Origin of the sequence: Klebsiella sp. JB_Kp004 (genome assembly GCF_040065795.1) — a bacterium.
Taxonomy (GTDB): Bacteria; Pseudomonadota; Gammaproteobacteria; order Enterobacterales; family Enterobacteriaceae; genus Klebsiella; species Klebsiella quasipneumoniae.
The window spans coordinates 1-26757 of the sequence record NZ_JBEAKW010000051.1 but is presented as its reverse complement, the minus strand read 5'-3'; the positions used below and the strand labels follow the sequence as shown (position 1 = coordinate 26757).

General features: G+C 61.1%; 30 protein-coding genes and 1 pseudogene. 23 read left to right on the top strand and 8 right to left on the bottom strand.

Features of this window, described 5'->3' with window-relative positions; genetic code table 11:
* Positions 1-6 precede the first annotated feature (6 nt).
* The 9 genes from gspG to ABLX76_RS23935 are packed head-to-tail and all read left to right on the top strand — an operon-like array spanning position 7 to position 6076.
* A complete protein-coding gene (gspG, locus tag ABLX76_RS23975; protein WP_002889054.1) occupies positions 7-429 on the top strand; it encodes a type II secretion system major pseudopilin GspG in 423 nt (140 codons plus the stop codon).
* Positions 429-944 (top strand): type II secretion system minor pseudopilin GspH, encoded by a 516-nt coding sequence (gene gspH, locus ABLX76_RS23970; protein WP_065882744.1) that lies wholly within the window; start codon positions 429-431, stop codon positions 942-944. Before gspG ends, gspH begins: the two co-directional genes overlap by 1 nt.
* Positions 941-1306: a type II secretion system minor pseudopilin GspI gene (gene gspI / locus ABLX76_RS23965; protein WP_032452553.1), complete on the top strand. Its 366-nt coding sequence runs from the start codon at positions 941-943 to the stop codon at positions 1304-1306. Before gspH ends, gspI begins: the two co-directional genes overlap by 4 nt.
* A complete protein-coding gene (gene gspJ / locus ABLX76_RS23960) occupies positions 1303-1899 on the top strand; it encodes a type II secretion system minor pseudopilin GspJ (RefSeq protein ID WP_023292022.1) in 597 nt (198 codons plus the stop codon). Before gspI ends, gspJ begins: the two co-directional genes overlap by 4 nt.
* Positions 1896-2876, top strand: a complete 981-nt coding sequence (gene gspK, locus ABLX76_RS23955; protein ID WP_348875380.1) for a type II secretion system minor pseudopilin GspK — start codon at positions 1896-1898, stop codon at positions 2874-2876. The genes gspJ and gspK overlap by 4 nt, the downstream gene beginning before the upstream one ends.
* Entirely contained in the window at positions 2869-4065 is a 1197-nt protein-coding gene (gene gspL, locus ABLX76_RS23950; RefSeq protein ID WP_348875379.1) for a type II secretion system protein GspL, read from the top strand. The genes gspK and gspL overlap by 8 nt, the downstream gene beginning before the upstream one ends.
* Complete coding sequence (locus tag ABLX76_RS23945; protein WP_348875378.1) at positions 4058-4543, top strand: type II secretion system protein M; 486 nt, start codon at positions 4058-4060, stop codon at positions 4541-4543. Before gspL ends, ABLX76_RS23945 begins: the two co-directional genes overlap by 8 nt.
* Complete coding sequence (locus ABLX76_RS23940; protein WP_348875377.1) at positions 4533-5261, top strand: type II secretion system protein N; 729 nt, start codon at positions 4533-4535, stop codon at positions 5259-5261. Before ABLX76_RS23945 ends, ABLX76_RS23940 begins: the two co-directional genes overlap by 11 nt.
* Before the next feature lie 14 nt (positions 5262-5275).
* Positions 5276-6076, top strand: a complete 801-nt coding sequence (locus ABLX76_RS23935; RefSeq protein ID WP_348875375.1) for an A24 family peptidase — start codon at positions 5276-5278, stop codon at positions 6074-6076.
* A 47-nt stretch (positions 6077-6123) separates the two neighbouring features.
* Here the strand turns inward: ABLX76_RS23935 and hrpB are convergent, their stop codons facing one another.
* On the bottom strand, positions 6124-8553 hold the full coding sequence (hrpB, locus tag ABLX76_RS23930; RefSeq protein ID WP_044521056.1) for an ATP-dependent helicase HrpB: 2430 nt from the start codon (positions 8551-8553) through the stop codon (positions 6124-6126).
* A gap of 72 nt (positions 8554-8625) precedes the next feature.
* On the opposite strand from hrpB, the gene thpR reads away from it, so the two are divergent.
* From thpR to panD, 9 genes are all read left to right on the top strand, one after another.
* Positions 8626-9162 (top strand): RNA 2',3'-cyclic phosphodiesterase, encoded by a 537-nt coding sequence (gene thpR, locus ABLX76_RS23925; RefSeq protein ID WP_086075017.1) that lies wholly within the window; start codon positions 8626-8628, stop codon positions 9160-9162.
* Positions 9162-9878, top strand: a complete 717-nt coding sequence (sfsA, locus tag ABLX76_RS23920; protein WP_023292014.1) for a DNA/RNA nuclease SfsA — start codon at positions 9162-9164, stop codon at positions 9876-9878. Before thpR ends, sfsA begins: the two co-directional genes overlap by 1 nt.
* 162 nt (positions 9879-10040) lie before the next feature.
* Positions 10041-10496 (top strand): RNA polymerase-binding protein DksA, encoded by a 456-nt coding sequence (dksA, locus tag ABLX76_RS23915; RefSeq protein WP_002888845.1) that lies wholly within the window; start codon positions 10041-10043, stop codon positions 10494-10496.
* A 59-nt stretch (positions 10497-10555) separates the two neighbouring features.
* Positions 10556-11437 carry a tRNA glutamyl-Q(34) synthetase GluQRS gene (gene gluQRS / locus ABLX76_RS23910; protein ID WP_048296709.1) on the top strand — a complete coding sequence of 294 codons (882 nt, stop codon included), beginning with the start codon at positions 10556-10558 and terminating at the stop codon, positions 11435-11437.
* Positions 11438-11499: 62 nt separating this feature from the next.
* Positions 11500-12894 carry a polynucleotide adenylyltransferase PcnB gene (pcnB, locus tag ABLX76_RS23905; RefSeq protein ID WP_071787251.1) on the top strand — a complete coding sequence of 465 codons (1395 nt, stop codon included), beginning with the start codon at positions 11500-11502 and terminating at the stop codon, positions 12892-12894.
* Positions 12891-13370 carry a 2-amino-4-hydroxy-6-hydroxymethyldihydropteridine diphosphokinase gene (gene folK / locus ABLX76_RS23900; protein WP_048296707.1) on the top strand — a complete coding sequence of 160 codons (480 nt, stop codon included), beginning with the start codon at positions 12891-12893 and terminating at the stop codon, positions 13368-13370. The genes pcnB and folK overlap by 4 nt, the downstream gene beginning before the upstream one ends.
* A gap of 119 nt (positions 13371-13489) precedes the next feature.
* Positions 13490-14281 carry a 3-methyl-2-oxobutanoate hydroxymethyltransferase gene (gene panB / locus ABLX76_RS23895; protein WP_023292010.1) on the top strand — a complete coding sequence of 264 codons (792 nt, stop codon included), beginning with the start codon at positions 13490-13492 and terminating at the stop codon, positions 14279-14281.
* 11 nt (positions 14282-14292) lie between these two features.
* Positions 14293-15147 (top strand): pantoate--beta-alanine ligase, encoded by an 855-nt coding sequence (panC, locus tag ABLX76_RS23890; protein WP_102002104.1) that lies wholly within the window; start codon positions 14293-14295, stop codon positions 15145-15147.
* Between the two features lie 93 nt (positions 15148-15240).
* Positions 15241-15621 carry an aspartate 1-decarboxylase gene (gene panD, locus ABLX76_RS23885; protein ID WP_004204397.1) on the top strand — a complete coding sequence of 127 codons (381 nt, stop codon included), beginning with the start codon at positions 15241-15243 and terminating at the stop codon, positions 15619-15621.
* 36 nt (positions 15622-15657) lie between these two features.
* Here panD and ABLX76_RS23880 read toward each other — a convergent pair whose 3' ends face one another.
* The 4 genes from ABLX76_RS23880 to ABLX76_RS23865 form a co-directional block, all read right to left on the bottom strand.
* A complete protein-coding gene (locus tag ABLX76_RS23880) occupies positions 15658-16911 on the bottom strand; it encodes a polysaccharide deacetylase family protein (RefSeq protein ID WP_065804799.1) in 1254 nt (417 codons plus the stop codon).
* Positions 16912-16969: 58 nt separating this feature from the next.
* Positions 16970-17410, bottom strand: coding sequence for a PTS sugar transporter subunit IIA (locus tag ABLX76_RS23875; protein WP_065882749.1), 441 nt, complete (start codon positions 17408-17410; stop codon positions 16970-16972).
* 122 nt (positions 17411-17532) lie between these two features.
* Complete coding sequence (locus ABLX76_RS23870; protein WP_004204389.1) at positions 17533-18303, bottom strand: ABC transporter permease; 771 nt, start codon at positions 18301-18303, stop codon at positions 17533-17535.
* Positions 18300-19226, bottom strand: a complete 927-nt coding sequence (locus tag ABLX76_RS23865) for an ABC transporter ATP-binding protein (protein WP_004204387.1) — start codon at positions 19224-19226, stop codon at positions 18300-18302. The genes ABLX76_RS23870 and ABLX76_RS23865 overlap by 4 nt, the downstream gene beginning before the upstream one ends.
* Positions 19227-19404: 178 nt before the next feature.
* Between ABLX76_RS23865 and can the strand changes: the two genes are divergently transcribed.
* A complete protein-coding gene (gene can, locus ABLX76_RS23860) occupies positions 19405-20067 on the top strand; it encodes a carbonate dehydratase (protein ID WP_004204385.1) in 663 nt (220 codons plus the stop codon).
* Between the two features lie 48 nt (positions 20068-20115).
* Here the strand turns inward: can and hpt are convergent, their stop codons facing one another.
* Both hpt and ABLX76_RS23850 read right to left on the bottom strand, forming a co-directional pair.
* A complete protein-coding gene (gene hpt / locus ABLX76_RS23855) occupies positions 20116-20652 on the bottom strand; it encodes a hypoxanthine phosphoribosyltransferase (RefSeq protein ID WP_004204384.1) in 537 nt (178 codons plus the stop codon).
* A 4-nt stretch (positions 20653-20656) separates the two neighbouring features.
* Positions 20657-20776, bottom strand: coding sequence for a hypothetical protein (locus ABLX76_RS23850; protein ID WP_032426021.1), 120 nt, complete (start codon positions 20774-20776; stop codon positions 20657-20659).
* 79 nt (positions 20777-20855) lie between these two features.
* On the opposite strand from ABLX76_RS23850, the gene ABLX76_RS23845 reads away from it, so the two are divergent.
* A complete protein-coding gene (locus ABLX76_RS23845) occupies positions 20856-23246 on the top strand; it encodes a glucose/quinate/shikimate family membrane-bound PQQ-dependent dehydrogenase (protein ID WP_032455031.1) in 2391 nt (796 codons plus the stop codon).
* Positions 23247-23321: 75 nt separating this feature from the next.
* Here ABLX76_RS23845 and cueO read toward each other — a convergent pair whose 3' ends face one another.
* On the bottom strand, positions 23322-24923 hold the full coding sequence (gene cueO / locus ABLX76_RS23840; protein WP_348875374.1) for a multicopper oxidase CueO: 1602 nt from the start codon (positions 24921-24923) through the stop codon (positions 23322-23324).
* Between the two features lie 145 nt (positions 24924-25068).
* Between cueO and ABLX76_RS23835 the strand changes: the two genes are divergently transcribed.
* The 3 genes and pseudogenes from ABLX76_RS23835 to ABLX76_RS23825 all read left to right on the top strand — a co-directional run.
* The gene (locus ABLX76_RS23835; protein WP_004204381.1) at positions 25069-25416 is read left to right on the top strand and encodes a YacC family pilotin-like protein; all 348 of its coding nucleotides are present in this window, start codon (positions 25069-25071) and stop codon (positions 25414-25416) included.
* A 245-nt stretch (positions 25417-25661) separates the two neighbouring features.
* Positions 25662-26072 (top strand): hypothetical protein, encoded by a 411-nt coding sequence (locus ABLX76_RS23830; RefSeq protein ID WP_023292003.1) that lies wholly within the window; start codon positions 25662-25664, stop codon positions 26070-26072.
* Positions 26069-26757 (top strand): annotated as a pseudogene (locus tag ABLX76_RS23825) (peptidylprolyl isomerase); the annotation flags it as partial. The gene ABLX76_RS23830 and the pseudogene ABLX76_RS23825, both read left to right, overlap by 4 nt.

The following is a 26757-nucleotide window of genomic DNA, read 5'->3' as shown; positions in this document are numbered from 1 at the left end:
AAAACTATGCAACGGCAACGCGGCTTCACGTTACTGGAAATTATGGTGGTGATCGTCATTCTCGGCATCCTCGCCAGCCTGGTGGTACCTAACCTGATGGGCAACAAGGAGAAAGCGGACCGCCAGAAGGTGGTCAGCGATCTGGTGGCGCTCGAGGGGGCGCTGGACATGTATAAGCTGGACAACAGCCGCTACCCGAATACCGAACAGGGACTGCAGGCGCTGGTAACCGCCCCGGCCGCCGAGCCGCATGCCCGCAACTACCCGGAAGGGGGCTATATCCGCCGCCTGCCGCAGGACCCGTGGGGAAATGAGTATCAGCTGTTAAGCCCCGGTCAGCATGGCGCCATCGACGTCTTCAGCGTCGGCCCGGACGGGATGCCCGACACCAATGACGACATCGGCAACTGGACCCTCGGGAAGAAATAGTGTCTCAGCGCGGTTTCACCCTCCTGGAAATGATGCTGGTCCTGCTGCTGATCGGCGTCAGCGCCAGCATGGTGCTGCTGGCGTTTCCCTCCGCCCGCACCCAGGAGGCCACGCAGATCCTGGCGCGCTTTCAGGCGCAGCTGGACTTTGTCCGCGAGCGCGGGCAGCAAACCGGCCAGCTCTTCGGGATCGTCATCCACCCTGACCGCTGGCAGTTTATGCGCCTGCAGCCAGCAGACGAAGGCGCCCCGGCGGCGGCTGACGACCGCTGGGGCAACGCGCAGTGGCTGCCGCTGCAGGCCGGGCGCGCCACCACGGCGGAAACCCTCCCGCAGGCCAGGCTGACGCTGCGCTTTCCCGACGGCCAGGCGTGGACGCCGGGCGAGCAGCCCGACGTGATCATCTTCCCCGGTGGCGAAGTCACGCCGTTTCAGCTGCGGATTGACGCCGCGACGGGCATCAACATCGACGCCCAGGGCGACAGTCAGCCGCTGGCGGCGCGGGAGCAGCCATGAAACGCGAGAGCGGAATGACGCTTATCGAAGTGATGGTCGCGCTGGTGATTTTCGCCCTCGCCGGCCTGGCGGTGATGCAGTCCACCCTGCAGCAGACGCGCCAGCTTGGGCGTATGGAAGAGAAAATCCTCGCCAGCTGGCTGGCGGATAATCAGCTGGTGCAGCTGCGGCTGGAGAAACGCTGGCCCGCCCTCAGCTGGTCCGAAACCACCGTGGAGGCCGCCGGGACGCGCTGGTTCGTCCGCTGGCAGGGGGTGGAAACCGCGCTGCCGCAGCTGCGGGCGCTGGACGTGGAGGTCCGGCGGCAAAAAAGCGATCCCGCGCCGCTGGCGACGCTTCGCACCTGGGTGACGTCGCCATGATAACGAAAATGCGCGGTTTCACCCTGATTGAAACGCTGCTGGCGCTGGCTATCCTCGCCGTCCTCAGCGCCGCCGCCGTGATGGTGCTGCAGAATGTCATCCGCGCCGATGGCCTGACCCGCGAGAAGAGCCAGCAGATCGCCGCCCTCCAGCGCGCCTTTCGCCAGATCGCCGATGATGTCACGCACATCATTCCCCGTCGCGCCAGAAACAGCGACACGCTTTTCTTCGCCGGACGTTTCCAGTTGCAGAGCGACGACTGGGGGCTGGCCTTCAGCCGCAGCGGCTGGCCGAATCCGCTGGGGATCCTCCCGCGCTCGGAGATCCAGAACGTCAGCTACCGCCTGCGCCAGCAGCAGCTTGAACGGCTCAGCTTCGATCAACAGGATCCGCTGACCGGCAGCCAGCCGACGGTCCGGGTGCTGCTGCGCGAGGTGACGGCGTTTCGCCTGCGGTTTTATGCCGACGGGCGCTGGCAGGAGACCTGGGACCGCTCGCAGTCGCTGCCGCAGGGGCTGGAGATCACCCTGACGCTGGCGAACAGCGGGGAGATAACCCGCCTGTTTTTACTCACCCCGGGAGGCGGCCAGTGAAAAATCGGCAACGCGGTGTCGCGCTCCTGATGGTGCTGTTCATCCTCGCCCTGATGATGATCCTCGCCAGCGCCATGACCGAACGCACCTCGGTCATGTATCAACACACCGCCGTGACCCTCGATAATCTGCAGGCCAGATGGTACGCCCTGGCGGCGGAAAACATGGCCGCCGCGCTACTGCAACGCGACGCGCTGGACTCGCCCAGTCAAACGAACCTGGCGCAAACCTGGGCGCAGGAGGGGCGCCGCTTTACCCTCGACGATGGCGAAATCCTCGCCACGATCCGCGACGGGCACGCCTGCTTTAATCTCAATGCCATCAACCATCGCGCGGATGAGACCAGCGGCGGTACGCCCTACCCGACCGACGTCTTCGCCCGGCTGCTGGCGCTGCTCGGCGAGTCGCCGCTGCGCGCCAGCCAGATCGCCGCCGCCCTCGGCGACTGGACGGACAGCGACGGCCAGCCGCGGCTGAACGGCGCGGAAGACGAGGTCTATATGGCGCAAACCCCGGGCTATCTCGCCGCCAACCAGCCGATGCAGGATGTCAGCGAGCTGCGCCTGCTGGCCGGAATGGACGCCGCGCTCTATCAGCGCCTGATCCCCTTCGTCTGCGTCCAGCCGGATGATGCGCTGCAGGTCAATGTCAACACCCTGCGCCCCTCCCAGGCCGCCCTGCTGGCGGCCCTCTTTCCCGGCGATCTGACGCTGCAGGAGGCGCAACAGCTGCTGCACAACCGCCCGCGAACCGGGTGGAGCAGCGTCGCCGCCTTTCTCGCGCAGCCGACGCTGCAGAAAACCGATACCACGCTCGCCCGTCCCTGGCTGACGGTGCACAGCGCACGCTTTATCGCCGCCTTCACCGTGGTGACCGGCAACCTTCGCTTTCAGCTGCACAGCGTCCTGCAACAGGAGGGGCGCGCCTTTACCGTCGTCCAGCGGCGATACGGACTTTCTATGGTGGTTGATGAATAAGTTTAACGCTTCCCCCCAGGCCATGCTGATCGTGCGCTTCGCCCCCGGGCAGGCGCCGCTGCACTGGCAACTCTTCGCCCCCGGCGAGCCGCATCACGAAGCCAGCGGCCGGTGGCCGGCTGACGACGCCAGCCCTTTCCCGACGCTGGCGGCGCATTACCCGGCCTGGGTGCTGATCCCGGCCAGCGACTGCGCGTTTCACACCCTCACCCTGCCGGCGGGCCTGCGTAAACCGCCGCTGCAGGTGGCCCCCTTCCTGCTGGAAGAGCAGCTGGCCGACGAGGTGGAAGCCACCCATTTTGCCCTGCTCCACCGCCAGCAGGCCCAGTGCGAGATCGTCGCCGTGCAGCGGCAAAAAATGCGCGACTGGCTGGCGCGCTGCGGGTCGCTCTCGCTACGGCCCCTGGCGTTGACGCCCGATGTGCTGGCCCTGCCCTGGCAACCACCGGCGTGGAGCGCGGTGCAGGCGGACGACCAGTGGCTGATCCGCCACCAGCCATGGGCCGGCATGGCGGCGGAAAGCCCCTGGCTGGCGGAGCTGCTGCAGGGCGAGGCGGAAGAGCACGTCATCGACAGCTATTCGCCGCCGCCCGCGGCGCCGGGAGAGTGGCGCGCGCAGCCTGCGCAGACGCTGCTCTCCCTCGCCGCAAGTCATCCGGCGGCGCAGAAGCTCAGTCTGCTGCAGGGGGAGTTCGCCGTCCGCCGTCGACGGCCTGATCAGACGAGCTGGCGTCCGGCGCGGTATGCCGCGCTGGCCCTGACTCTGCTGGCGGCGGTGAACAGCGTGCTGGATCATCGCGATCTGGCGCGTCAGGCCGAGGCCGCCCGGCAGGCCAGCCGGGCCTACTATCATCGCTGGTTTCCAACGGAGAAAAAGGTGATTAACCCGCGACTGCAGATGCAGCAGCATCTGCAAACCCTTGCCCGTCAGGCGCAGCATGCCCCCCTCGTCGACCGCCTCAGCGCGTTGCAAAACATCATCAGCGAAACGCCGGGGATCCGCCTGCGGGCGCTGAGCTGGGATGCCGCAGGCAACCGTCTGCAGCTGGATATCGCCGCGGCCTCTTCCCGGGCGCTGGAGCAGTTTACCCAGCGAGCGCAGCCGCGGTTTCGCGTCCGGCCAGGCGACATGACCACCAGGCCGGATGGCATTGAAGGACAGCTGACGCTGGAGGAAAACGATGGCTAATCTGCTCATCTGGTGGCGGCAGCGCACGCTGTCGGAGCAGCGCCTGCTGCTCGGCCTGGCGGGATTGCTGACAGCCTGCGCCCTCTGGTACGGGCTGTGGCAGCCCTGGCGGGCCCGCGAGGCGCAGTGGCGGCAAACCCTGGTGAAAGAGCAGGCCAGCCTGCGCTGGATGACGCAGCAGGGTCCGCGCCTGCAGCAGCTCAGCCAGCAGCCCGCGCCGGCGGCAAAAGAGGCGCTCACCGCGCTGGTGATGCGCGAGGCGGCGAGCCACGGGCTGGAAGTCGTTCGTCTGCAGCCGCAGGGGAAACGTCTGCAGGTCACCCTTCAGCCCTGCACCTTCCAGGCGCTAATGGACTGGCTGGACGCCCCGTCGATGCGCGGCGTCAACGCGATCTCGCTGTCCGTAACCGGGCAGCCGTCGCGGCCGGGCTGGGTCACGGTCAACCATCTGCTGCTGGAGCGCGACGATGAAAGCTAACGCGTTCGCGGGTGGGCTACTGCTGGCGCTCTATCTGCTGTGGTTGACCGCCACCGCCCCGGCGCGTCTGTTAGTCCCGATGCTGCCGTCCGAGGTACAGGTGGCCAACCTTAGCGGCAGCATCTGGCGCGGCGCAGCGCAGTCGGTCTCCTGGCGCGGCGTGCGGCTTGAGCGGCTGACGTGGTCGCTCACCCTGGCTGGCTGGCAGATCGCGCTCAGCGATCCCCGCGGCGTGGAGGGCCAGGCCCGGCTGTGGGGCATCCGCGATCTGCGTCTGCAGGAGGGGCGACTCACCGCCCCCGCCAGCCTGCTTGGTCGCTGGCTAACGCCGACTATGCCCGTCAGCGCCGAGGGAGAGGTCACTTTCAGCCTGGCCGAAGCGCACTTCAGCGAGGGGCGCTGCCGGCAAATCACCGCCGGACGCGCGCAGTGGCGTCAGGCCCGGCTGCACTCTCCGGTCGGTAGCCTAGAGCTGGCCCAGGTCAGTGGCGCCTTAAGCTGTACGGCGAACGGCGCCGTGGCGCTGGCCATCCGCCAGGATTCTCATCAGTTGAGCCTCAGCGGCCAGGGAACCCTGTCGCCCGATGGCCGCTATCTGTTTCGCGGTACGCTACAGCCCCGTCAGGGGATGCCGCCCCTGCTGGCGCTGCTGGTCACCCGCCCGATGGCGAAAAACGCCCCGGGCCCGACGCCGTGGCAGCTGCAGGGAAAATGGTGATTAAAGGAGCAAAAATGACGACATTAGCCGCATTATCGCTGCATTTTCCCCTTGTCTGGTATGGTTTCCTGCTGCTGTTCGGCCTGGCGCTGGGCAGCTTTTACAACGTGGTGATCTACCGTCTGCCGCGCATGCTGACCCAAACCGCGGACGACGAGCCGATAACCCTCAGCACGCCGGGCTCATCCTGCCCGCAGTGTCGCCAGCCGATAGCCTGGCGGGACAATATCCCGCTGCTCAGCTTCCTCTGGCTAGGCCGTCGCGCCCGCTGCTGTCAGGCGCGCATCTCGTGGAGCTATCCGCTGACCGAGCTGGCCACCGGCCTGCTGTTTATCCTCGCCGGGGTGCTGCTCGCGCCGGGCCTGGCGCTGGCGGGCGGCCTGGTGCTGCTCTCCTTCCTGCTGATACTGGCGCGGATTGACGCCCGGACCCAGCTGCTGCCCGATCGCCTGACCCTGCCCCTGCTGTGGGCCGGACTGCTGTTTAATCTTAACGAGGTGTACATTGCGCTGCCGGACGCGGTCGCCGGGGCGATGGCCGGTTATCTGGCGCTGTGGTCGGTCTACTGGCTGTTCCGCCTGCTGACCGGCAAAGAGGCCCTGGGCTATGGCGATTTTAAGCTGCTGGCGGCGCTGGGCGCCTGGTGCGGCTGGCAGGCTCTGCCGCAGGTGCTGTTGCTCGCCTCGGCCAGCGGGCTGGCGTCGACCCTGCTGCAACGCCTGTGGACCAGGCAGTCGCTGCAGCAGCCGCTGGCCTTCGGCCCCTGGCTGGCGCTGGCGGGAGGGGGCGTTTTTCTCTGGCAGCAGATGGTCTAGCGTGAGTGGTTCGCCTGGCCGGGCAGAATGCCGCCCGGCGCCTGGGGCTACGAATATTTTTTGCTGCGCCGGGTCGGGGCGGCGTTGGCCGGATCGTCCGGCCAGACGTGTTTCGGATAACGTCCCTTCATCTCTTTTTGCACCTCGCGGTAGCTTCCCTGCCAAAAGGCGCTGAGATCGCGAGTGATCTGCAGAGGACGCTGGGCGGGCGACAGCAGCTCAAGCACCAGCGGCACCCGCCCCTCGGCGATAACCGGCGTCGTGGCCTCGCCGAACATCTCCTGCATACGCACCGCCAGCGCCGGCGGGTTCTCCGCATGGTATCGGATCGCCAGACGGCTGCCGGTGGGCACGGTATAGTGCGTCGGCAGCTCGCGATCCAGCTTCTGGCGCAGCGGCCACGGCAGCCAGTCCTGTAGCGCCTGACGCAGATCCAACGCCTTCAGCGCCCGCAGCGAGTGAACGCCGTTCATCTGCGGCAGCAGCCATGCCTCCAGCGAGGCCAGCAGCGAAGCGTCATCCACCGCGGGCCATGCCTCTTCCGGCAGCCACTGCGCCGCACACTGCAGCCGCAGTCGCAGCTGCTCGGCCTCTGGCGTCCAGTTGAGCACCGCAAGGCCTTTCTCACGAATACCGTTGAGCATCGCCTGATGCAGCTCCGCTTCAGAAGGCTTCGCCAGCGGCTGGGTCTTGATCACCAATTGGCCCGTCACGGTCCGCCGCCAGGCTTTCAGCGTCCCCTGCGCTTCATCCCACTCCACCGTGTCGGAACGCTGCGCCAGCTCGGGACGGGCGGCGATCAGCTCGCCGATATCCACCGGCAGAGCCAGCAGCATGCGGGCATCCGGCGAGGCGCTGCCCTGCAGCAGCAGCGGAGCGATCAGCCACTCATGGCGGCCCAGCGCGTCGTCGGCGTCAAGCATCGCGCCCATGCCGTTCGCCAGCTGATAGCGCCCCTCCTGACCGCGGCGACGGGCGATGCGGTCGGCGAAGGCCGACGCCAGTAGCGCGGCCATTCGTCCGGCGTCGGGCTGTCCGCTGCGGCAGGCCAGACGCTTCATCAGCTGCTGCGCCCGCTGCTGCCAGTTGGCCTGCTGACGGGAAAAGACGGCGGCCAAATCCACCAGCCCGCCGCGCGGCGGCTCCTCGAGGATCGCCGCCAGCCTGGCCGCCGTCGCCACCTCGTCATCGGTCTGCGCAGCGGCCAGCATCGCCGCCAGCCGGGGCTCGTTGCCGAGAGTCGCCATTTTGCGGCCAAACGCCGACAGCCGCTCGCCGTCCAGCGCCGAGAGCGCCTCCAGCAGGCGGCGCGCGGCGGCCAGGTTCACCGCCGGCGGCTGATCCAGCCAGGCCAGCGCGGCAGGATCGTGGCACCCCCACTGCAGCAGCTCCAGCAACAGCGCCGACAGATCGCTGTGCAGGATCTCCGGTTCGCTCTGCGCCGCCGCTCGTTCGGCCTGTTCTTTGCCAAGCAAATGCAGGCAGATCCCCGGGGAGAGACGACCGGCGCGTCCGGCGCGCTGCGTCATCGATGCCTGGCTGATGCGCTGCGTCACCAGCCGGGTCAGGCCGGTGCGCGGGTCAAAGCGGGCAACCCGCTCCTGGGCGCTGTCGACCACCAGGCGGATGCCCTCGATGGTCAAACTGGTCTCGGCAATATTGGTGGCCAGCACCACTTTGCGCTTCCCGGCCGGCGCCGGGAGGATCGCTTTGCGCTGCTCGCTCAGGGGCAGCGCGCCATACAGCGGACAGAGGATGACATCCTCCGCCACGCGCTCCGTCAGCTGGTCGAGAACGCGCTGGATCTCGCCGACGCCGGGCAGAAACAGCAGCATCGACCCCTGTTCATGCCGCAGGAGCTCCGCCGCCGCTACCGCCACCGCCTCATCAAAACGCTGGTGAGCGGAGAGCGGGCTGAAGCGACGCTCCACCGGATAAGCGCGCCCCTCCGAGACCACCACCGGCGCCTCCGGCAGCAGACGCTGCAGGCGCTCGTTATCGAGGGTCGCCGACATAATCAGCAGCTTGAGATCGTCACGTAACCCCTGCTGGACATCAAGCAGCAGGGCCAGCGCCAGATCCGCCTGCAGGCTGCGCTCGTGAAACTCATCGAGGATCACCAGCCCCACGCCCGTCAGCTCGGGATCGCGCTGGATCATGCGCGTCAGGATCCCCTCCGTGACCACCTCCAGGCGGGTCTGCGGTCCGACGCAGGTTTCGGCGCGCATGCGGTAACCCACGGTCTCCCCCGGCTTTTCGCCGAGCAGTTCAGCCAGCCGCTGCGCGACATTGCGCGCCGCCAGACGCCTCGGCTCCAGCAGGATAATGCGTCCCGTAATGTTGCCCTCGGCAAGGATCTGCAGCGGCAGCCAGGTCGACTTCCCGGCGCCGGTCGGCGCGTTGAGCAAAACCTGCGGCGCATGCTGCAGGGCGGATAACAGTTCTGGGAGGACGGCGGCAACCGGCAATGAGGACACAAAAGGCTCCGGGGGTTAACATTCAGGGGCTCGCATTGTAGCATCCCCCTAATTCATTACCGAGTCTCTATCATGTCTGAGCCGAAAAGGCTGTTTTTTGCGATTGAACTGCCGCCTGCCATCCGCAAACAGATTGTCCAGTGGCGGGCAACGCACTTCCCGGAGGATGCCGGCAGGCCCGTCGCGGCGGATAACCTTCACCTCACGCTGGCGTTTCTCGGCGAGGTGAGCGCGGAAAAACAGCGGGCGCTGACCGCCCTCGCCGGCCGCCTCCAGCCGCCGGGCTTTACCCTGACGCTGGACGATGCCGGACAGTGGCTGCGCTCGCGGGTGGTCTGGCTCGGGACCCGTCAGCCGCCGCGCGGCCTGCTGCAGCTCGCCAGCATGCTGCGCGCTCAGGCGGCGCGCAGCGGCTGCTATCAGAGTCCGCAGCCGTTTCATCCGCATATTACCCTGTGGCGCGACGCCCGCCAGGCGGTGCCGATCCCGCCGCCCGGCTTTCGCTGGACGTTTCCGGTGAACAAGTTCGTGCTCTATGAATCCAGCTTTAGCCGGGGGCGCACGCGCTACACGGCGCTGGAACATTATCCGTTTGATAAGGAAAGTTGATGCAGTTTGATCCGCCGTTGCAGCCCGCCATTTTGCTTAAACGTTACAAACGATTTCTTGCCGACGTGGTGACCCCCGATGGCCGCGAGCTGACGCTCCACTGCCCGAATACCGGGGCGATGACCGGCTGCGCCGCCCCGGGCGACACCGTCTGGTATTCCACCTCTGACAATGTGAAGCGCAAATATGCCCACACCTGGGAATTAACTGAAACGCAGCAGGGCGCCGTTATTTGCGTCAATACGCTGCGCGCGAATACGCTGGCGAAAGAGGCGATTTCCGCCGGAATAATCCCTGAACTTTCAGGCTATAACCAGCTGAAAAGCGAAGTGAAATACGGCGCAGAGAATAGCCGTATCGATATTATGTTACAGGCAGATGATCGCCAAAACTGCTATATTGAAGTGAAATCGGTTACGTTGGCGGAGAAAGAATACGGTTATTTTCCCGATGCGGTGACCACGCGCGGTCAGAAGCACCTGCGGGAGCTGATGGCCGTCGCGGCAAATGGCGACCGCGCGGTGATTTTATTTGCCGTCCTGCATTCGGCAATTGACCGTTTCTCTCCCGCGCATCATATTGATGCCAGATACGCACAGCTGTTAACAGAAGCCCGCGACAAGGGGGTGGAAATTCTCGCCTGGAAAGCGGAACTTTCTACGACGAGGATGACTCTGAATAAGCCGATCGCCGTGGTGTTAAACCCCGGTAAATAAGTGGCTAAATAGTGTTCGGGTCGCAAGCGCGAATACGCTTTTCTTCACAGGGTTGTCAAGTGTAACGTTTAGATAATTGCTATCCGGAAAAGCATCTGCTATTTATAGCGGCCTGATTTTCCCCCACATGGGGATCGATAGTGCGTGTTAAGGAGAAGCAACATGCAAGAAGGGCAAAACCGTAAAACATCGTCCCTGAGTATTCTCGCCATCGCTGGGGTGGAGCCGTACCAAGAGAAACCGGGCGAAGAGTATATGAACGAAGCCCAGCTGGCGCACTTCAAGCGTATTCTTGAAGCATGGCGTAATCAACTCAGGGATGAAGTGGATCGCACCGTATCGCACATGCAGGATGAAGCTGCTAACTTCCCGGACCCGGTAGACCGTGCCGCCCAGGAAGAAGAGTTCAGCCTGGAGCTGCGTAACCGCGACCGCGAACGTAAACTGATCAAAAAGATCGAGAAAACGCTGAAAAAAGTTGAAGACGAAGACTTCGGCTACTGCGAATCCTGCGGCGTGGAGATCGGCATTCGCCGTCTGGAAGCGCGTCCGACAGCGGATCTGTGCATTGACTGCAAAACCCTGGCGGAAATTCGCGAAAAACAGATGGCGGGCTAATCCCCTGCTGCCTCACTCTCTGGCGGGAGTCTCTCCCGCCTGGTTCTGTTGTCCGTATCATGACTGACTCACGCTATATAGGGCGCTTTGCTCCCTCCCCCTCCGGCGAACTTCACTTCGGCTCTCTGATCGCCGCGCTCGGCAGCTACCTGCAAGCCCGCGCGAACCAGGGTATCTGGCGCGTTCGTATTGAAGATATCGACCCGCCGCGCGAAGTCCCCGGGGCCGCCGACACCATCCTGCGCCAGCTCGACCACTACGGTCTGCACTGGGACGGCGAAGTGCTCTGGCAGTCGCAACGGCACGAAGCCTACCGCGAGGCGCTGGCCTGGCTGGGTGAGCAAGGGCTGAGCTATTACTGCACCTGCACCCGCGCGCGGATCCACGCCGTAGGCGGGATCTACGATGGTCACTGCCGCGACCTTGGCCTGGGGGCGGAAAACGCCGCGCTGCGTCTGCGCCAGACCCGTCCGGTTCTGCAGTTCACCGACCGCCTGCGCGGCACGCTGGTCGCCAACGAGCCGCTGGCGCGTGAAGATTTTATTATCCACCGTCGCGACGGGCTGTTTGCCTACAACCTGGCGGTGGTGGTCGATGATCACTTTCAGGGGATCACCGAGATCGTCCGCGGCGCCGATCTGATTGAGCCGACGGTGCGGCAGATTTCGCTGTATCAGCATTTTGGCTGGCAGGCGCCGGACTACCTCCATCTGCCGCTGGCCCTCAATGCCGACGGCAATAAGCTCTCTAAACAAAACCACGCGCCGGCGCTGCCGGAAGGCGATCCGCGCCCCGAAATCGTCCGCGCGCTCCGCTTTCTGAATCAGGAGATCGCCGGGGAGTGGCAGGCCCTGAGCGTCGCTGATTTACTCGCCCAGGCCGTCGCCAACTGGCAGCCCGCGAAAATCGAGCATTCTCAAATGGCTCCCGCTGAGCTATGATTAGCCGCTATTTTTACACTGTACAGTTGATCTGAAGTCCGTCTGACACTACGAGGTGCACCATTTTTACCCGAGTCGCTAATTTTTGCCGTAAGGTGCTAAGCCGTGAGGAGCGCGAGGCAGAAGCCGCCGTCGAACCAACGCCTATGACGGTGATCCCGCGTGAGCAGCATGCTATTTCCCGCAAAGATATCAGTGAAAACGCCCTCAAGGTCATGTACCGCCTCAACAAGGCGGGCTACGAGTCCTGGCTGGTTGGCGGCGGCGTCCGCGACCTGCTGCTTGGCAAAAAGCCAAAAGATTTTGACGTCACGACCAACGCCACGCCGGATCAGGTGCGTAAGCTGTTCCGCAACTGCCGTCTGGTCGGGCGCCGTTTCCGCCTCGCGCACGTGATGTTCGGGCCGGAAATCATTGAGGTCGCTACCTTCCGTGGCCATCACGAAGGACACACTACCGATCGCGTCACCTCCCAGCGGGGCCAGAACGGCATGCTGCTGCGCGATAACATCTTCGGCTCGATCGAAGAGGACGCCCAGCGTCGCGACTTCACCATTAACAGCCTCTATTACAGCGTGGCGGACTTTACCGTGCGCGACTACGTCGGCGGCATGAAGGATCTGCAGGACGGCGTGATCCGCCTGATCGGCAATCCGGAAACCCGCTATCGCGAGGATCCGGTACGCATGCTGCGCGCGGTGCGCTTCGCCGCCAAGCTGGATATGACCATCAGCCCGGAAACGGCCGAACCGCTGCCGCGGCTGGCCGCCCTGCTCCACGACGTGCCGCCGGCGCGCCTGTTCGAAGAAGTGCTCAAGCTGCTGCAGGCCGGGCATGGCTATCAGACCTACCTACTGCTGCGGGAATACAACCTGTTCCAGCCGCTGTTCCCGACCATCACCCGCTACTTTACCGAGCGCGGCGATAGCCCGATGGAGCGGATCATCAACCAGGTGCTGAAGAACACCGACACCCGCATTCATAACGACATGCGCGTCAATCCGGCCTTCCTCTTCTCGGTGATGTTCTGGTATCCGCTGCTGGAAACAGCGCAAAAAATCGCTCAGGAGAGCGGCCTGGCGTACTATGACGCCTTCGCGCTGGCGATGAACGACGTACTGGACGAAGCCTGCCGTACGCTGGCGATCCCTAAGCGCATCACCACCCTGATCCGCGATATCTGGCAGTTGCAGCTGCGCATGTCCCGTCGCCAGGGCAAACGCGCCTGGAAGCTGATGGAGCATCCGAAATTCCGCGCCGCCTACGATCTGCTGGAGCTACGCGCCGGCGCTGAAAACAACGGCGAACTGCAGCGTCTGACCAAATGGTGGGGCGAATTCCAGGTCGCCGCGCCGCCAGCGCAAAAAGATATGCTCAACGACCTCGGGGACGATCCGGCGCCGCGCCGTCGCCACCGCCGTCCGCGCAAGCGCGCGCCGCGCCAGGGTAACGCATGACCCTGGTCTATATCGCCCTCGGCAGTAACCTCGCTTCGCCACTGGCGCAGGTGCAGGCGGCTATCCGCGCCCTGGGCGAAATACCTTACAGCCGCGTGGTGAACGTCTCTTCGTTCTACCGCACGCCGCCGCTGGGCCCGCAGGATCAGCCGGATTATCTCAACGCCGCCGTCGCGCTGGAAACCACGCTGGCCCCCGAGGCGCTGCTCGATCACACCCAGCGCATTGAGCTGCAGCAGGGTCGGGTGCGCAAAGCCGAACGCTGGGGGCCGCGCACCCTCGATCTCGATATCATGCTGTTTGGCGATGCGGTCATTAACAGCGAGCGTCTGACCGTTCCGCACTACGATATGAAAAACCGCGGCTTTATGCTCTGGCCGCTGTTCGAGATCGCCCCGGACCTCCGCTTTCCTGACGGCCCTGCGCTGCGTACCGTACTGGATGATCTCGGCGCGACAAAACCCGCTATCTGGTAATTCCCTCTCCTTTTTTAGCATTTACGGCGATCGTCGTAATCGGTTGCCCAAAATCATTGCCCCTCTAAATGCTGCTGTTAGAATGCCGGTTAATATGACTTTCATCATCAGGAAATGTTATGAAACCGACCACCATTGCCCTGCTGCAGAAATGCAAACAGGAAAAGAAGCGCTTTGCCACCATTACCGCCTACGACCATAGCTTCGCGAAGCTGTTCGCCGATGAAGGCATTAATGTGCTGCTGGTGGGCGACTCGCTGGGAATGACGGTGCAGGGTCACGACTCCACCCTGCCGGTCACCGTGGAAGATATCGCCTATCACACCCGCGCCGTCCGCCGCGGCGCGCCGAACAGCCTGCTGCTCGCCGACCTGCCGTTTATGGCCTACGCCACGCCGGAGCAGACCTTCGAAAATGCCGCCATCGTGATGCGCGCCGGCGCCAATATGGTCAAACTCGAAGGCGGCGCCTGGCTGGCCGAGACCGTGAGGATGCTGGCGGAACGCGCGGTGCCGGTTTGCGGCCACCTCGGCCTGACGCCGCAGTCGGTGAACGTATTTGGTGGCTATAAAGTGCAGGGCCGCGGCGATGCGGCGCAGACCCTGTTTGAAGACGCGTTAGCGCTGGAAGCGGCAGGCGCGCAGCTGCTGGTGCTGGAGTGCGTCCCGGTCGCCCTGGCGAAACGCATCACCGAAGCCCTGACCATTCCGGTGATCGGCATCGGCGCGGGCAACGTCACCGATGGGCAGATCCTGGTGATGCATGACGCTTTCGGCATTACCGGCGGCCACATTCCGAAATTTGCCAAGAATTTCCTTGCCGAGGCGGGCGACATCCGCGCCGCGGTGCGGCAGTATATTGCCGAAGTCGAATCCGGGGTCTATCCGGGCGAAGAACACAGTTTCCATTAAGGAGTCTTGTTGTGCTGATTATAGAATCCGTGCCGCTGCTGCGTCAGCATATCCGCCGTCTGCGTCAGGAAGGCAAGCGTATCGCGCTGGTCCCGACGATGGGCAACCTGCATGATGGTCATATGAAGCTGGTTGATGAAGCCAAAGCCAGCGCGGACGTGGTGGTGGTCAGTATTTTCGTCAATCCGATGCAGTTTGACCGCGCCGATGACCTGGCGCGCTACCCGCGCACCCTGCAGGATGATTGCGAAAAGCTGAACAAGCGTCATGTCGACTTTGTCTTCGCGCCGACGCCGGCGGAAGTCTACCCGCAGGGCACCGAAGGCCAGACCTACGTCGACGTCCCCGGCCTGTCCACTATGCTGGAAGGCGCCAGCCGTCCGGGCCATTTTCGCGGCGTGTCGACCATCGTCAGTAAGCTGTTCAACCTGGTTCAGCCAGACGTCGCCTGCTTTGGCGAGAAAGACTTCCAGCAGCTGGCGCTGATCCGCAAGATGGTTGCCGACATGGGCTACGATATCGATATTATCGGCGTGCCGATCGTCCGCGCGAAGGATGGCCTGGCGCTGAGCTCGCGTAACGGCTATCTGACCGCCGACCAGCGCAAAATCGCCCCCGGTCTGTATAAAGTGCTGAGCGCGGTGGCGGAAAAACTGGCCGCCGGCGACCGTCAGCTCGACGAGATCATCGCTATCGCCGAGCAGGAGCTGAACGAGAAAGGTTTCCGCGCCGACGACATTCAGATCCGCGATGCCGACACCCTGCTTGAGCTGACCGACGCCAGCCAGCGCGCGGTGATCCTGATGGCCGCCTGGCTCGGTCAGGCCCGCCTGATCGACAACCAGATCGTCACGCTCGGTCAGTAGACAGCGGGTAAAAATCGGGCAATACTTGCCCGGGCTTTTCTCAGGGCGGACGTCGTGTCCGCTCTGCTACATTAAGGTTGAAGGGTAGAAGTTATGATGCGTAATATGCTGCAGGGCAAGCTCCACCGCGTAAAAGTGACGCAGGCTGACCTGCACTATGAAGGTTCCTGCGCCATTGACCAGGATTTCCTGGATGCGGCCGGTATTCTGGAGAATGAGACCATTCACCTCTGGAACGTCACCAACGGCAACCGTTTCTCCACCTACGCCATTGCCGCCGAGCGGGGTTCCAGAATCATCTCCGTTAACGGCGCCGCCGCGCACTGCGCCAGCGTCGGCGATATCCTGATCATCGCCAGCTTCGTCACCATGTCTGACGAAGAGGCGCGCCGCTGGCAGCCCAACATCGCCTACTTCGAAGGCGACAACGAAATGAAGCGCCAGGCGAAAGCGATTCCGGTGCAGGTCGCCTGATGACCACGGCGCTGCGCTCAGGCGCAGCGCCGAAGTTTACCCCTGCGGCTGGTTACTGATCAGCCGCGACATCGTCTCCAGCGAATCCGTGCGTAAGATATATAACCGCTTTAGCAGAAACGGATTGTCCCCCGGCTTCACCTTCCCACGCACCGTCGTCACCGCCATATGAAACCCGGCGTCATTCGCCGCCTGCACCGCCGTGGCGTTATAGCCGCCGAAGGGATAGGAAAGGTAGAGCACATGTGGATTAAACTGACTCAGCGCCCGGCGCGAACGGGCAAAATCAAACAGAATATTATGGTAATTGCGGCTGAATAAGATCGGCCGCCGGCCGGCGTCTACCCGGTGCAGGAAGTGGGTATGCGACTGAATGTCAAAGACGTCCTGGATCTGCCGGAGCTCAGAAATGCTCATGAACTGCAGCGATTTCGGATCCCATTGCTGCGGATGACGCTTGATGCGCGAAGAGATAATAAAAGCGGTGGCGTGGAAGCCATACTGTTTCAACACCGGATAGGCGTAGCGGTTTACCGATTTCAAACCGTCATCGAAGGTAATGGCGACTGCCCGCGCCGGAAGGTTAATTTTATTGCGCACGTAGCCTTCCAGCTGATACAGGGTCAGCGTGGTATACCCCTGATCCCGCAGCCAGGTCATCTGGTTATTGAAGGCGCGTACCGAGGTGGTGGTCGAGGTATGGCGGAAACGGGTGTTCTCTTCGTCACGCAGAATATGGTGATAGGTCAGCACGGGGATCCCGTTATCCTCCTGCGCATCCAGACTGCTGACCCACGCCAGCCGATCGCCAATGCGGATCTGAAACCAGGTCTGATTGAGGCGGTCTTTCAGCTTGCTGAGGATCGGATAGCGCAGATTATTGGCCAGCGTGCCGAACGGCGCGCTGCTCACTGAGGGAGCGTCATAGAGCGGTGTATCTTTCCAGGTGAGTAAATTCTGGTTACTCAGCGGCTTATTGAGATCCCCCAGACGGTCCTCCACCCGCTGCTTCCCCTGCACTGGCTCCAGATGGCCCTTGTCAATAAACCCGGTGCCGAAGCCGAAGCGAAACTCATAGTAATCAGCCGCCGTCGGGACAACCGCGAGGATCTGCCCGGCACGCACATTGCCCACGCTGACCACATGGTTCCCCACCTGCGCCCAGATCACCGCGTCTTCGGTGGTTTGCATATAGCGCACAGGTTTGCCCTGCTGGCTAAGCAGACTGGCGGAGGCGCTGAGTGAGGTCAGTAAAAGAAGCAGAGTAAAAAATCGGGCAAGCATGCGCATCGAACCGGTAAACCATCAACGGCGGTTATTGTAACAAAAGCGGCATCTGTCCCGCTGCTTAATTTCCAAAGGTATCATGACGCAACCGGAACGGGGGGTTCTTCTGCTGCTGATGCCACAGGCTGCTCACCATCGGCCCCCCCGCGCTGACGATAGCCTGGCGAAACGCCTCGCTGCTTAACGTGTCCCGCAGCAGATACATTCCTTCAAGTAATGAATAGCTGACGCCGGAGATCACTTCGCAGTGGGTATGTTTGTGGCTCATCAGCGCCGCGGCCCGATAAGGCGCCGCGCCGGTTCTGTCGGTTAGGAAAATGACCCCGTCCCCGGAGTCGGTGGCATGCAGCGCATCGCACATCATCCGGCTCAACATATTGCTGCTGAGATTGCGCCAGTAATTGACCGCCCGGCACTGGGCCAGCGGACCAAATTTTTGTTCAAGACGATCCAGCATCTCCTGCGCCAGCTCATCGTGGCAGGTAATGACCCAACCAAGCATGCTTCCCTCCTTAGCCAGCCAATAATGTAGCAAGGGGAAGATGGCGTATCGGTGATGGGGGTCAAAGATAAGCGGTTAGCGCTTCGCGTATTGACGTCCGGAAGCGCTAACCGTGATGAGTATCAGCTACGCAGGCCGCGACCGCGCTGGATTAACGACCAGCAGAGGAGATAGAAGGCGACGATGAAGACCACCAGCACCGCAAAGGTGGTCACCAGCGGCACATCGTTGATACCGAGGAAGCCGAAGCGGAAGCCGCTGATCATGTAGACGATGGGGTTCAGATGCGACAGCCCCTGCCAGAACGGCGGCAGCAGGGTCAGCGAGTAGAACACCCCGCCGAGATAGGTCAGCGGCGTCAACACAAAGGTCGGGATCAGGCTGATGTCATCGAAGGTCTTGGCAAACACCGCGTTCAGCAGTCCGGCCAGCGAGAACAGCACCGCGGTGAGGAGCAGCGTCAGGGCGACAAACAGCCAGGAGTGAACCTGGAACGGCACAAAGAACAGCGACACCGCGGTCACCAGGATACCCACGCACAGCCCGCGCGCCACCCCGCCGCCCACGTAGCCGGCGATAATCACGTGCGTCGGCACCGGCGCCACCAGCAGCTCCTCAATGTTGCGCTGAAACTTGGCGCTGAAGAACGACGAGGCGACGTTGGCGTAAGCGTTGGTGATCACCGCCATCATGATCAGGCCCGGCACGATAAACTGCATGTAGGTAAAGCCATGCATCTCGCCGATGCGCGACCCGATCAGGTTACCGAAAATCACGAAGTACAGGGTCATGGTGATCACCGGCGGCACCAGCGTCTGCACCCAGATGCGCATAAAACGGTGGATCTCTTTGGTCCAGATGCTTTTCAGCGCGACCCAATAAAGCTGCATCATGCTGACTCTCCTTTTCGCTCATGCACCAGGGTGACAAACAGCTCTTCCAGACGGTTGGCTTTGTTACGCATACTCAATACCTGCACCCCCTGGGCGCTCAGCTGCGCGAAAACGCTGTTAATCCCCTGCTCGCGCAGGACCTCCACTTCCAGCGTCGAGGTATCGACCAGCTGATACTGGTAGCCCTCGAGCTTCGGCACCGGGCTTTTTGGCGCGAGGTCGAGAATAAAGGTCTCTGATTTCAGCTTCGACAGCAGCGCTTTCATCGAGGTGTTTTCCACCAGCGTACCGTGCTGGATGATGCCGATGTTGCGGCACAGCATTTCGGCCTCTTCCAGATAGTGAGTGGTCAGAATAATGGTGGTTCCGCGATCGTTGAGATCCTTGAGGAAGCCCCACATCGAGCGGCGTAGTTCGATATCGACGCCGGCGGTCGGCTCGTCGAGGATCAGCAGCTTCGGCTCATGCATCAACGCGCGAGCGATCATCAGGCGGCGCTTCATCCCGCCGGAAAGCATCCGCGCGCGTTCGCTGCGTTTTTCCCACAGATCGAGCTGTTTTAAGTACTTTTCGCTGCGGGCGATGGCTTCTTTACGCTCAACGCCGTAGTAGCCCGCCTGGTTAACGACGATCTGCTGCACGGTCTCGAACGGGTTAAAGTTAAACTCCTGCGGCACCAGGCCAAGCTGGCGCTTGGCGTTGACGACATCTTTCTCCAGATCGTAGCCAAAGACATTGACCTGACCGGAGGTTTTGTTCACCAGCGAGCTGATGATGCCGATCGTCGTGGATTTTCCCGCCCCGTTCGGGCCCAGCAGGGCATAGAAATCCCCCGCTTCAACCTGCAGGTCAATTCCCCGCAGTGCCTGAACCCCGCCGGGGTAGGTTTTTTTGAGCTGTTTTAATTCCAGAGCAATGGTCATTAAATATCTCTTCTCGTGTCATGACACGTCATTAACCCGCCTGACTGACGTTTGCGCTGTAGTGGCGCGGCCAGCGCATCTGCAGCCGGAAGCATCACGGGTTAAGATGGTTTTAAAAAAGGTGAGCTTACCCTATATTAGCGCAACGCACTTACTTGGTTACAGGCCGATAACGTCCATGAATGATATAGATACACTCATCAGCAACAATGCACTATGGTCAAAAATGCTGGTGGAAGAGGACCCCGGCTTTTTTGAGAAACTGTCGCAAACGCAGAAACCGCGCTTCCTGTGGATTGGCTGTTCTGACAGCCGCGTTCCCGCTGAGCGACTCACCGGCCTGGAGCCAGGCGAACTGTTTGTGCATCGTAACGTGGCGAATCTGGTGATCCACACCGACCTCAACTGCCTGTCGGTGGTGCAGTATGCCGTCGATGTTCTCGAAGTCGAGCACATTATTATCTGCGGCCACTACGGCTGCGGCGGCGTACAGGCGGCGGTGGAGAACCCGGAGCTGGGGCTCATCGACAACTGGCTGCTGCATATCCGCGATATCTGGTTTAAACACAGCTCGCTGCTGGGGGAAATGCCGGAGGAGCGCCGTCTGGATACCCTTTGTGAACTGAACGTAATGGAGCAGGTGTACAACCTGGGACATTCGACGATTATGCAATCGGCGTGGAAGCGCGGACAGAAGGTGACCATCCACGGCTGGGCATATGGCATTCACGACGGACTGCTGCGCGATCTGGATGTGACCGCCGTGAGCCGGGAAACCCTTGAACAGCGCTATCGCCACGGGATCTCCAACCTCAAGATCAAGCACATCAACCACAAATAGCCTTCAGACTTAGCCACTCTGGCGCGCGCGCCAGAGTGGGATATCCCCTTACTCGTCCAGCAGGGTGACTTTGCCAATATACGGCAGATGGCGGTAGCGCTGAGCGTAGTCGATACCGTAGCCCACCACGAACTCGTCCGGAATGGCGAAACCGACGAACTCAACCGGAACATTCACTTCACGGCGGCTTGGTTTATCCAGCAGCGTACAAATGGCCAGCGACTTCGGCTCGCGCAAGCTGAGGATCTCACGCACTTTAGACAGGGTATTGCCGGAGTCGATGATATCTTCCACGATCAGAACGTCTTTACCACGGATGTCTTCGTCCAGATCTTTGAGGATTTTCACATCACGGGTAGTGGACATGCCGCTGCCGTAGCTCGAGGCGGTCATAAAATCGACTTCATGCGGCACCTGCACTTCACGGCACAGGTCGGCCATGAACATAAACGAGCCGCGCAGCAGCCCCACCAGCACCATTTCGCTGCCGCTGTCCTGATAATGTTCGTTGATTTGACGACCCAGTTCCGCGATGCGCGCTTTGATCTCGGATTCCGGGATCATCACTTCTACAGTATGTTTCATAAGACTAACCATTTGATTCTAAATATAAATCATCAAAGCCGCTGCTTTCGCCCCGACGATGACCGGCAAGCCATCCAGTATACCAGCAAAAAGAAATCTGCGGTGCAGGGATTAATAAAGCCATATTTGTGATTCCGATCACACTTGTTAAAACCTATAATTAATTGCAGTTAAAAAATTAACAAACACATGAGTAACTTTCTATGGCTGAAACAAAGTCTCAACAATCAAGGCTCCTGGTGACGCTGACTGCGCTATTTGCAGCGTTCTGCGGCCTCTATCTTTTAATCGGCGGAGCATGGCTGGTCGTGCTTGGCGGCTCCTGGTACTACCCCGTCGCCGGTCTGGTGATGCTGGGCGTGACCGTGATGCTGTTCCGCGGCAAGCGCGCTGCGCTGTGGCTGTACGCCGCGCTGCTGCTGGCAACCATGATCTGGGGCGTCTGGGAAGTCGGCTTCGACTTCTGGGCGCTGACGCCGCGTAGCGATATCCTCGTCTTCTTTGGTATCTGGCTGATCCTGCCCTTTGTCTGGCGTCGTCTGCCGGTGCCTTCCGCTGGCGCCGTAGGCGCGCTGGTCGTCGCCTTGCTGATCAGCGGCGGCATGCTGACCTGGGCTGGTTTTAACGACCCGCAGGAGATCAACGGCACTCTGAGCGCCGACGCCACCCCGGCGGCGCCGATCTCCAACGTTGCTGACGGCGACTGGCCGGCCTATGGCCGCAACCAGGAAGGCCAGCGCTTCTCCCCGCTGAAGCAGATTAACGCCGACAACGTGAAGAACCTGAAGGAAGCCTGGGTGTTCCGCACCGGCGACCTGAAACAGCCGAACGATCCGGGTGAAATCACTAACGAAGTGACGCCGATTAAAGTCGGCGACACGCTCTTCCTGTGTACCGCCCACCAGCGTCTGTTCGCGCTTGACGCCGCCTCCGGTAAAGAGAAGTGGCATTTTGACCCGCAGCTGAACGCCGACCCGTCGTTCCAGCACGTCACCTGCCGCGGTGTCTCGTATCACGAAGCGAAAGCGGATAACGCCCCTGCCGACGTCGTCGCCGACTGTCCGCGCCGCATTATCCTGCCGGTGAACGATGGTCGCCTGTTCGCAGTGAACGCCGACAACGGTAAGCTGTGCGAAACCTTTGCCAACAAAGGTATTCTCAACCTGCAGACCAACATGCCGGTGACCACGCCGGGCATGTATGAACCCACTTCCCCGCCGATTATCACCGATAAGACCATCGTGATTGCCGGCGCAGTTACCGATAACTTCTCTACCCGCGAGCCGTCAGGCGTGATCCGCGGCTTTGATGTGAATACTGGTAAACTGCTGTGGGCCTTCGATCCGGGCGCGAAAGATCCGAACGCCATCCCAAGCGATGAGCATCACTTCACGCTCAACTCACCCAACTCCTGGGCGCCTGCCGCCTACGACGCCAAACTGGATCTGGTCTATCTGCCGATGGGCGTGACCACTCCGGATATCTGGGGCGGTAACCGCACGCCGGAGCAAGAGCGCTATGCCAGCTCGATTGTCGCGCTGAACGCCACCACCGGTAAGCTGGCCTGGAGCTACCAGACCGTCCACCACGATCTGTGGGATATGGACATGCCTTCCCAGCCGACGCTGGCTGACATTGAAGTCAACGGCAAAACCGTGCCGGTCGTCTATGCTCCGGCGAAAACCGGCAACATCTTCGTGCTGGATCGCCGTAACGGCGAGCTGGTGGTCCCTGCCCCGGAAAAACCGGTTCCGCAGGGCGCCGCCAAAGGCGATTACGTCGCCAAAACCCAGCCGTTCTCCGATCTGAGCTTCCGTCCGAAGAAAGATCTGACCGGGGCGGACATGTGGGGCGCCACCATGTTCGACCAGCTGGTGTGCCGCGTGATTTTCCATCAGATGCGCTATGAGGGTATCTTCACCCCGCCATCTGAGCAGGGCACCCTCGTCTTCCCGGGTAACCTGGGGATGTTTGAATGGGGCGGTATCTCCGTCGATCCGAACCGTCAGGTGGCTATCGCCAACCCGATGGCGCTGCCGTTCGTCTCTAAACTGATCCCACGCGGCCCGGGCAACCCAATGGAGCCGCCGAAAGATGCGAAAGGCTCAGGCACCGAGTCCGGCGTGCAGCCGCAGTACGGCGTCCCGTACGGCGTCACCCTGAACCCGTTCCTGTCGCCGTTCGGTCTGCCGTGCAAACAGCCGGCCTGGGGCTATATCTCCGCGCTGGATCTGAAAACTAACGAAGTGGTATGGAAAAAACGTATCGGTACCCCGCAGGACAGCCTGCCGTTCCCGATGCCGGTTAAACTCCCATTCACCATGGGTATGCCGATGCTGGGCGGTCCGATCTCCACGGCGGGCAACGTTCTGTTCATCGGCGCGACCGCGGATAACTACCTGCGCGCGTACAATATGAGCAACGGTGAGAAGCTGTGGGAAGCCCGTCTGCCAGCCGGCGGTCAGGCCACCCCGATGACCTACGAAGTGAATGGCAAACAGTATGTTGTCATCTCTGCCGGCGGTCACGGCTCGTTCGGGACCAAAATGGGCGATTATATCGTCGCCTATGCGCTCCCGGATGAGGCGAAATAAAACGCAAAACGGCAACGAAAGTTGCCGTTTTTTTTTGTCTTTATCCCCTCTCCCACGCGCCCGGGCTATACCGCCCTAAACCGTGAACCCCAACATCATCCCGGTGTCTTCATGTTCCAGCAGGTGGCAGTGGGCCATATAGGCAAACTCCTTCGGCGCCGGATGATCAAACTTCACTAATACTTCACTCACGTCCCCTTCCACACGCACGGTGTCTTTCCAGCCGCGACGATGCGCCGCTGGCGGCTTGCCGTTTTCGCTCAGGATGCGGAACTGGGTGCCGTGGATATGGAACGGATGCAGCATCATGTCGCCCTTACCCGAAATCACCCAGCGCTCATACTGGCCTCTGGCGGCGGCGAACATCGGCACATTCATGTCGAAGGCTTTGCCGTTGATGCGGTTGGCGTTATGGAAATCAAATCCCTTGCCCGACGACATGCCATGATCCATGCCGGACCCGTGGTTCATGTTGTTCATGTCGCCATGGTGCATATTCCCCATGTCGCCCATCCCGCCATGCCCCATCATGCCGTGATCCATTCCTGCCATCGCCTGATCGCCATATTTCTCCATCAGCGCCTGCATGCCCATCCTGTCGAGCATCGGATCCATCGACAGCTGGAGCTGACGCTGCGTCAGCCCCGTCAGAGAAGGTAGCGCCGGCATAGCGGCCAGGGTATCCAGCAGCTTGCCGGAGGCAGGAATGACCAGCGGCTGGACGCGCAGTACCGGCTGTGGTTTATCAAAAGGCGCAATGGCCATGCCCATCTGGCTCACCGGCAGGGTCACCAGATCAAAAGGTTTGCCGTCGCTGGTGTCCACCAGCACCTCAAAACGCTCCCCCATCAAGACCGGTAATTCATTGACCTTCACCGGCTCTGCCAGCAGACCGCCGTCGCTGGCCACCACGTACAGCGGGCGCTTATCGCTGGCCGCAAAATTGAGAGAACGGGCATTACAGCCGTTCAGCAAGCGCAGACGTAGCCAGCCTCGCGGGGCGGCATGTTCAGGATAGAGAGCGCCATTGGTCAGCAGCGTATCGCCAAACCAGCCGACGGCAGCGCTCATCACATCCAGCTGATAATCAATTTCGCCAGCGGCGGTAAATTTCTTGTCCTGCACAATCACCGGTACATCATCGATTCCCCACTGCTTCGGCAACAGCAGGCGTCCGCTCTCTTCATCCTCGATCAGCACCAGCCCCGCCAGCCCCATCGCCACCTGCCGACCGGTGGTCCCGTGCTGATGCGGGTGAAACCAGCAGGTGGCCGCCCGCTGCGTTGGCGTGAAGCTCACCGTCCGAGTGGCGCCCGGGGCGATGACCCCCTGCGGTCCTCCGTCGACTTCGCCGGGTACCTCCAGACCATGCCAGTGCAGCGTCGTCTCCTCTGCCAGCTGGTTGGTAATGTCCACCGTGATAGCCTTCCCCTGCGTCAGCTGCAGCGCGGGACCCAGTAGCGAACCGTTATACCCCCAGGTGGTGGCGTTCAAAGCGCCAAACTGCGTTTTGCCCGCCTGGATGGTCAGCGCGATACGGTTGCGCGCATCAGCCGTCAACAGCGGCGGTACCGGCAGGGCCGGGCGACTGGCCGCAAAGACCGCACGGCTCCAAAGCGGTAACGCGCTGGCCATGCTGACCGCGGCGGTCAGTTTCAGGAAGTCTCGACGTTGCATATTCACATCCTTTTATTCTGCGGGCGAATATTTGAGCTTAAACCCTACCGTAACGGGAAGGTCAAGCAGAAGAGTAAGAATAAAGATCGGCGCTGTGTAAAGAAGTATGCTAATTTGAAGCGTCGGTGATCTAACGGTAGAAAAAATGAAGACGCTTTTCAGAACAATGGTACTCGGCAGCCTGCTTACTCTCTCCGCCAACAGCTACGCGCTCAGCGAATCAGAAGCGGAAGACATGGCTGATTTAACCGCGGTTTTTGTGTTTCTGAAAAACGACTGTGGCTACCAGAACCTGCCCAACACGCAGATCCGTCGCGCCCTGGTGTTCTTTGCCCAGCAGAACCAATGGGACCTGAGCAACTACGACAGCTACAACATGAAAGCGCTTGGCGAAGACAGCTATCGCGATCTCAGCGGCATTAACCTTCCGACGGCGAAAAAATGTAAAGCGCTGGCCCGCGATTCACTTAGCCTGCTGGCTTACGTCAAATAATTTCCCGCGCGGGCGGCAACGCGCCGCGCTTTTTCCCGACTCACCCGCCTTTAGTATTTACCATTATTATTTTATACAAAATAAATTTTATCTACCTCGCAATATATCAAGCCAATAAATAAATTAAACCCGTACTAACAGCCCTGGCAGATAAAAACAACAAAATATCCCTAACGATATATTGCAAAATAAAAAGCAGCCTTTTAGAATCCGTTGAAAATATATCTACTTCATGGACTGAAATTGTGAATATCTCGCTGACTCTTCGTATTATTCCACTTGCCGCTATGTTATTAGCCGGCTGTAGCAATACCGCCCCTCGCCAGCAGGTAAAACCGCTCACCACCCCGCTAACGTCGCAGCAGCAAGCAGAGCAGGAGCGAGCGGCCAGCGAACAAGCGCGCATTGAATCCTGCCGACAGGCGCTGGACTCGCTAAAAGAGGTTAACCCACAGCAGGCAACCAAACTCAGCAATGACTTCAATGCCTTAGTGCGTGCGGCGTCACAATATAACAGCGTGCGCGAGAAAGTGGCGGATCCCACCCGGCTTGGCATTGACTCCATGTATCAGTTTAAATCCATCAAATTGTGCGCCGATATTCAGAAAACGCTAATCGATAGCCTGGTACAGCGGGGTGAAAGCAAGCAGCCATGAACAGAGCCGCCACGCTGACCCTCAACGCGCCCCTGCTGATGCTCGTCGCGGCGCTGGCGCTTTCAACACCTTTCTTCGCCGGCGCCGCGCCGGCGTTTCTTGACTACGCCCAGCAGCAAACCCAGGCGCATGAAAAAAGCGATGCTGCAACCGCAAAGCAAACGTCCGGCGATCGTCAACCTGCGGATAATAAAAAAAAGACGCCCAATACCGCACAATTGCAAAAAAGAATCGTCAGCCAGCAGGCGACGATTGAGCAAAAAAATAAAACTATTCAGCAATTAAAAAAACAGCTTGCTAACACTCCGGCCACAGAAACCTCCATCGCGAATGAGCAAGCGGCCTTAAATAACAAAATAAAAGAATTACAGATCGCCTTAACCGCCGCCACCGCGAAAAATGAGGCGTTAATTAAAAAAGAAGGCGCAGTCCAGAATACGACTCTGCAGCAAAGTCAGGCCGCCGCGCTGAAGCAGATCCAACAATTAACGTCACAGCTTCAGCAAGCCGCAGCTGAAAATAAACGGCTCAGCGCCAGCCTCACCGCTCTGAATACAGATAAGCAGACGCTGGCTAACCGGCTCGCCGCGGCAGAGAAGGCGCAGCAGACCACCCTCGACCAGGTCAAAACCCTTAACGCCGACAAACAGCCGTTGGTCAACCGGCTGGCGGCGGCGGAAAAAGA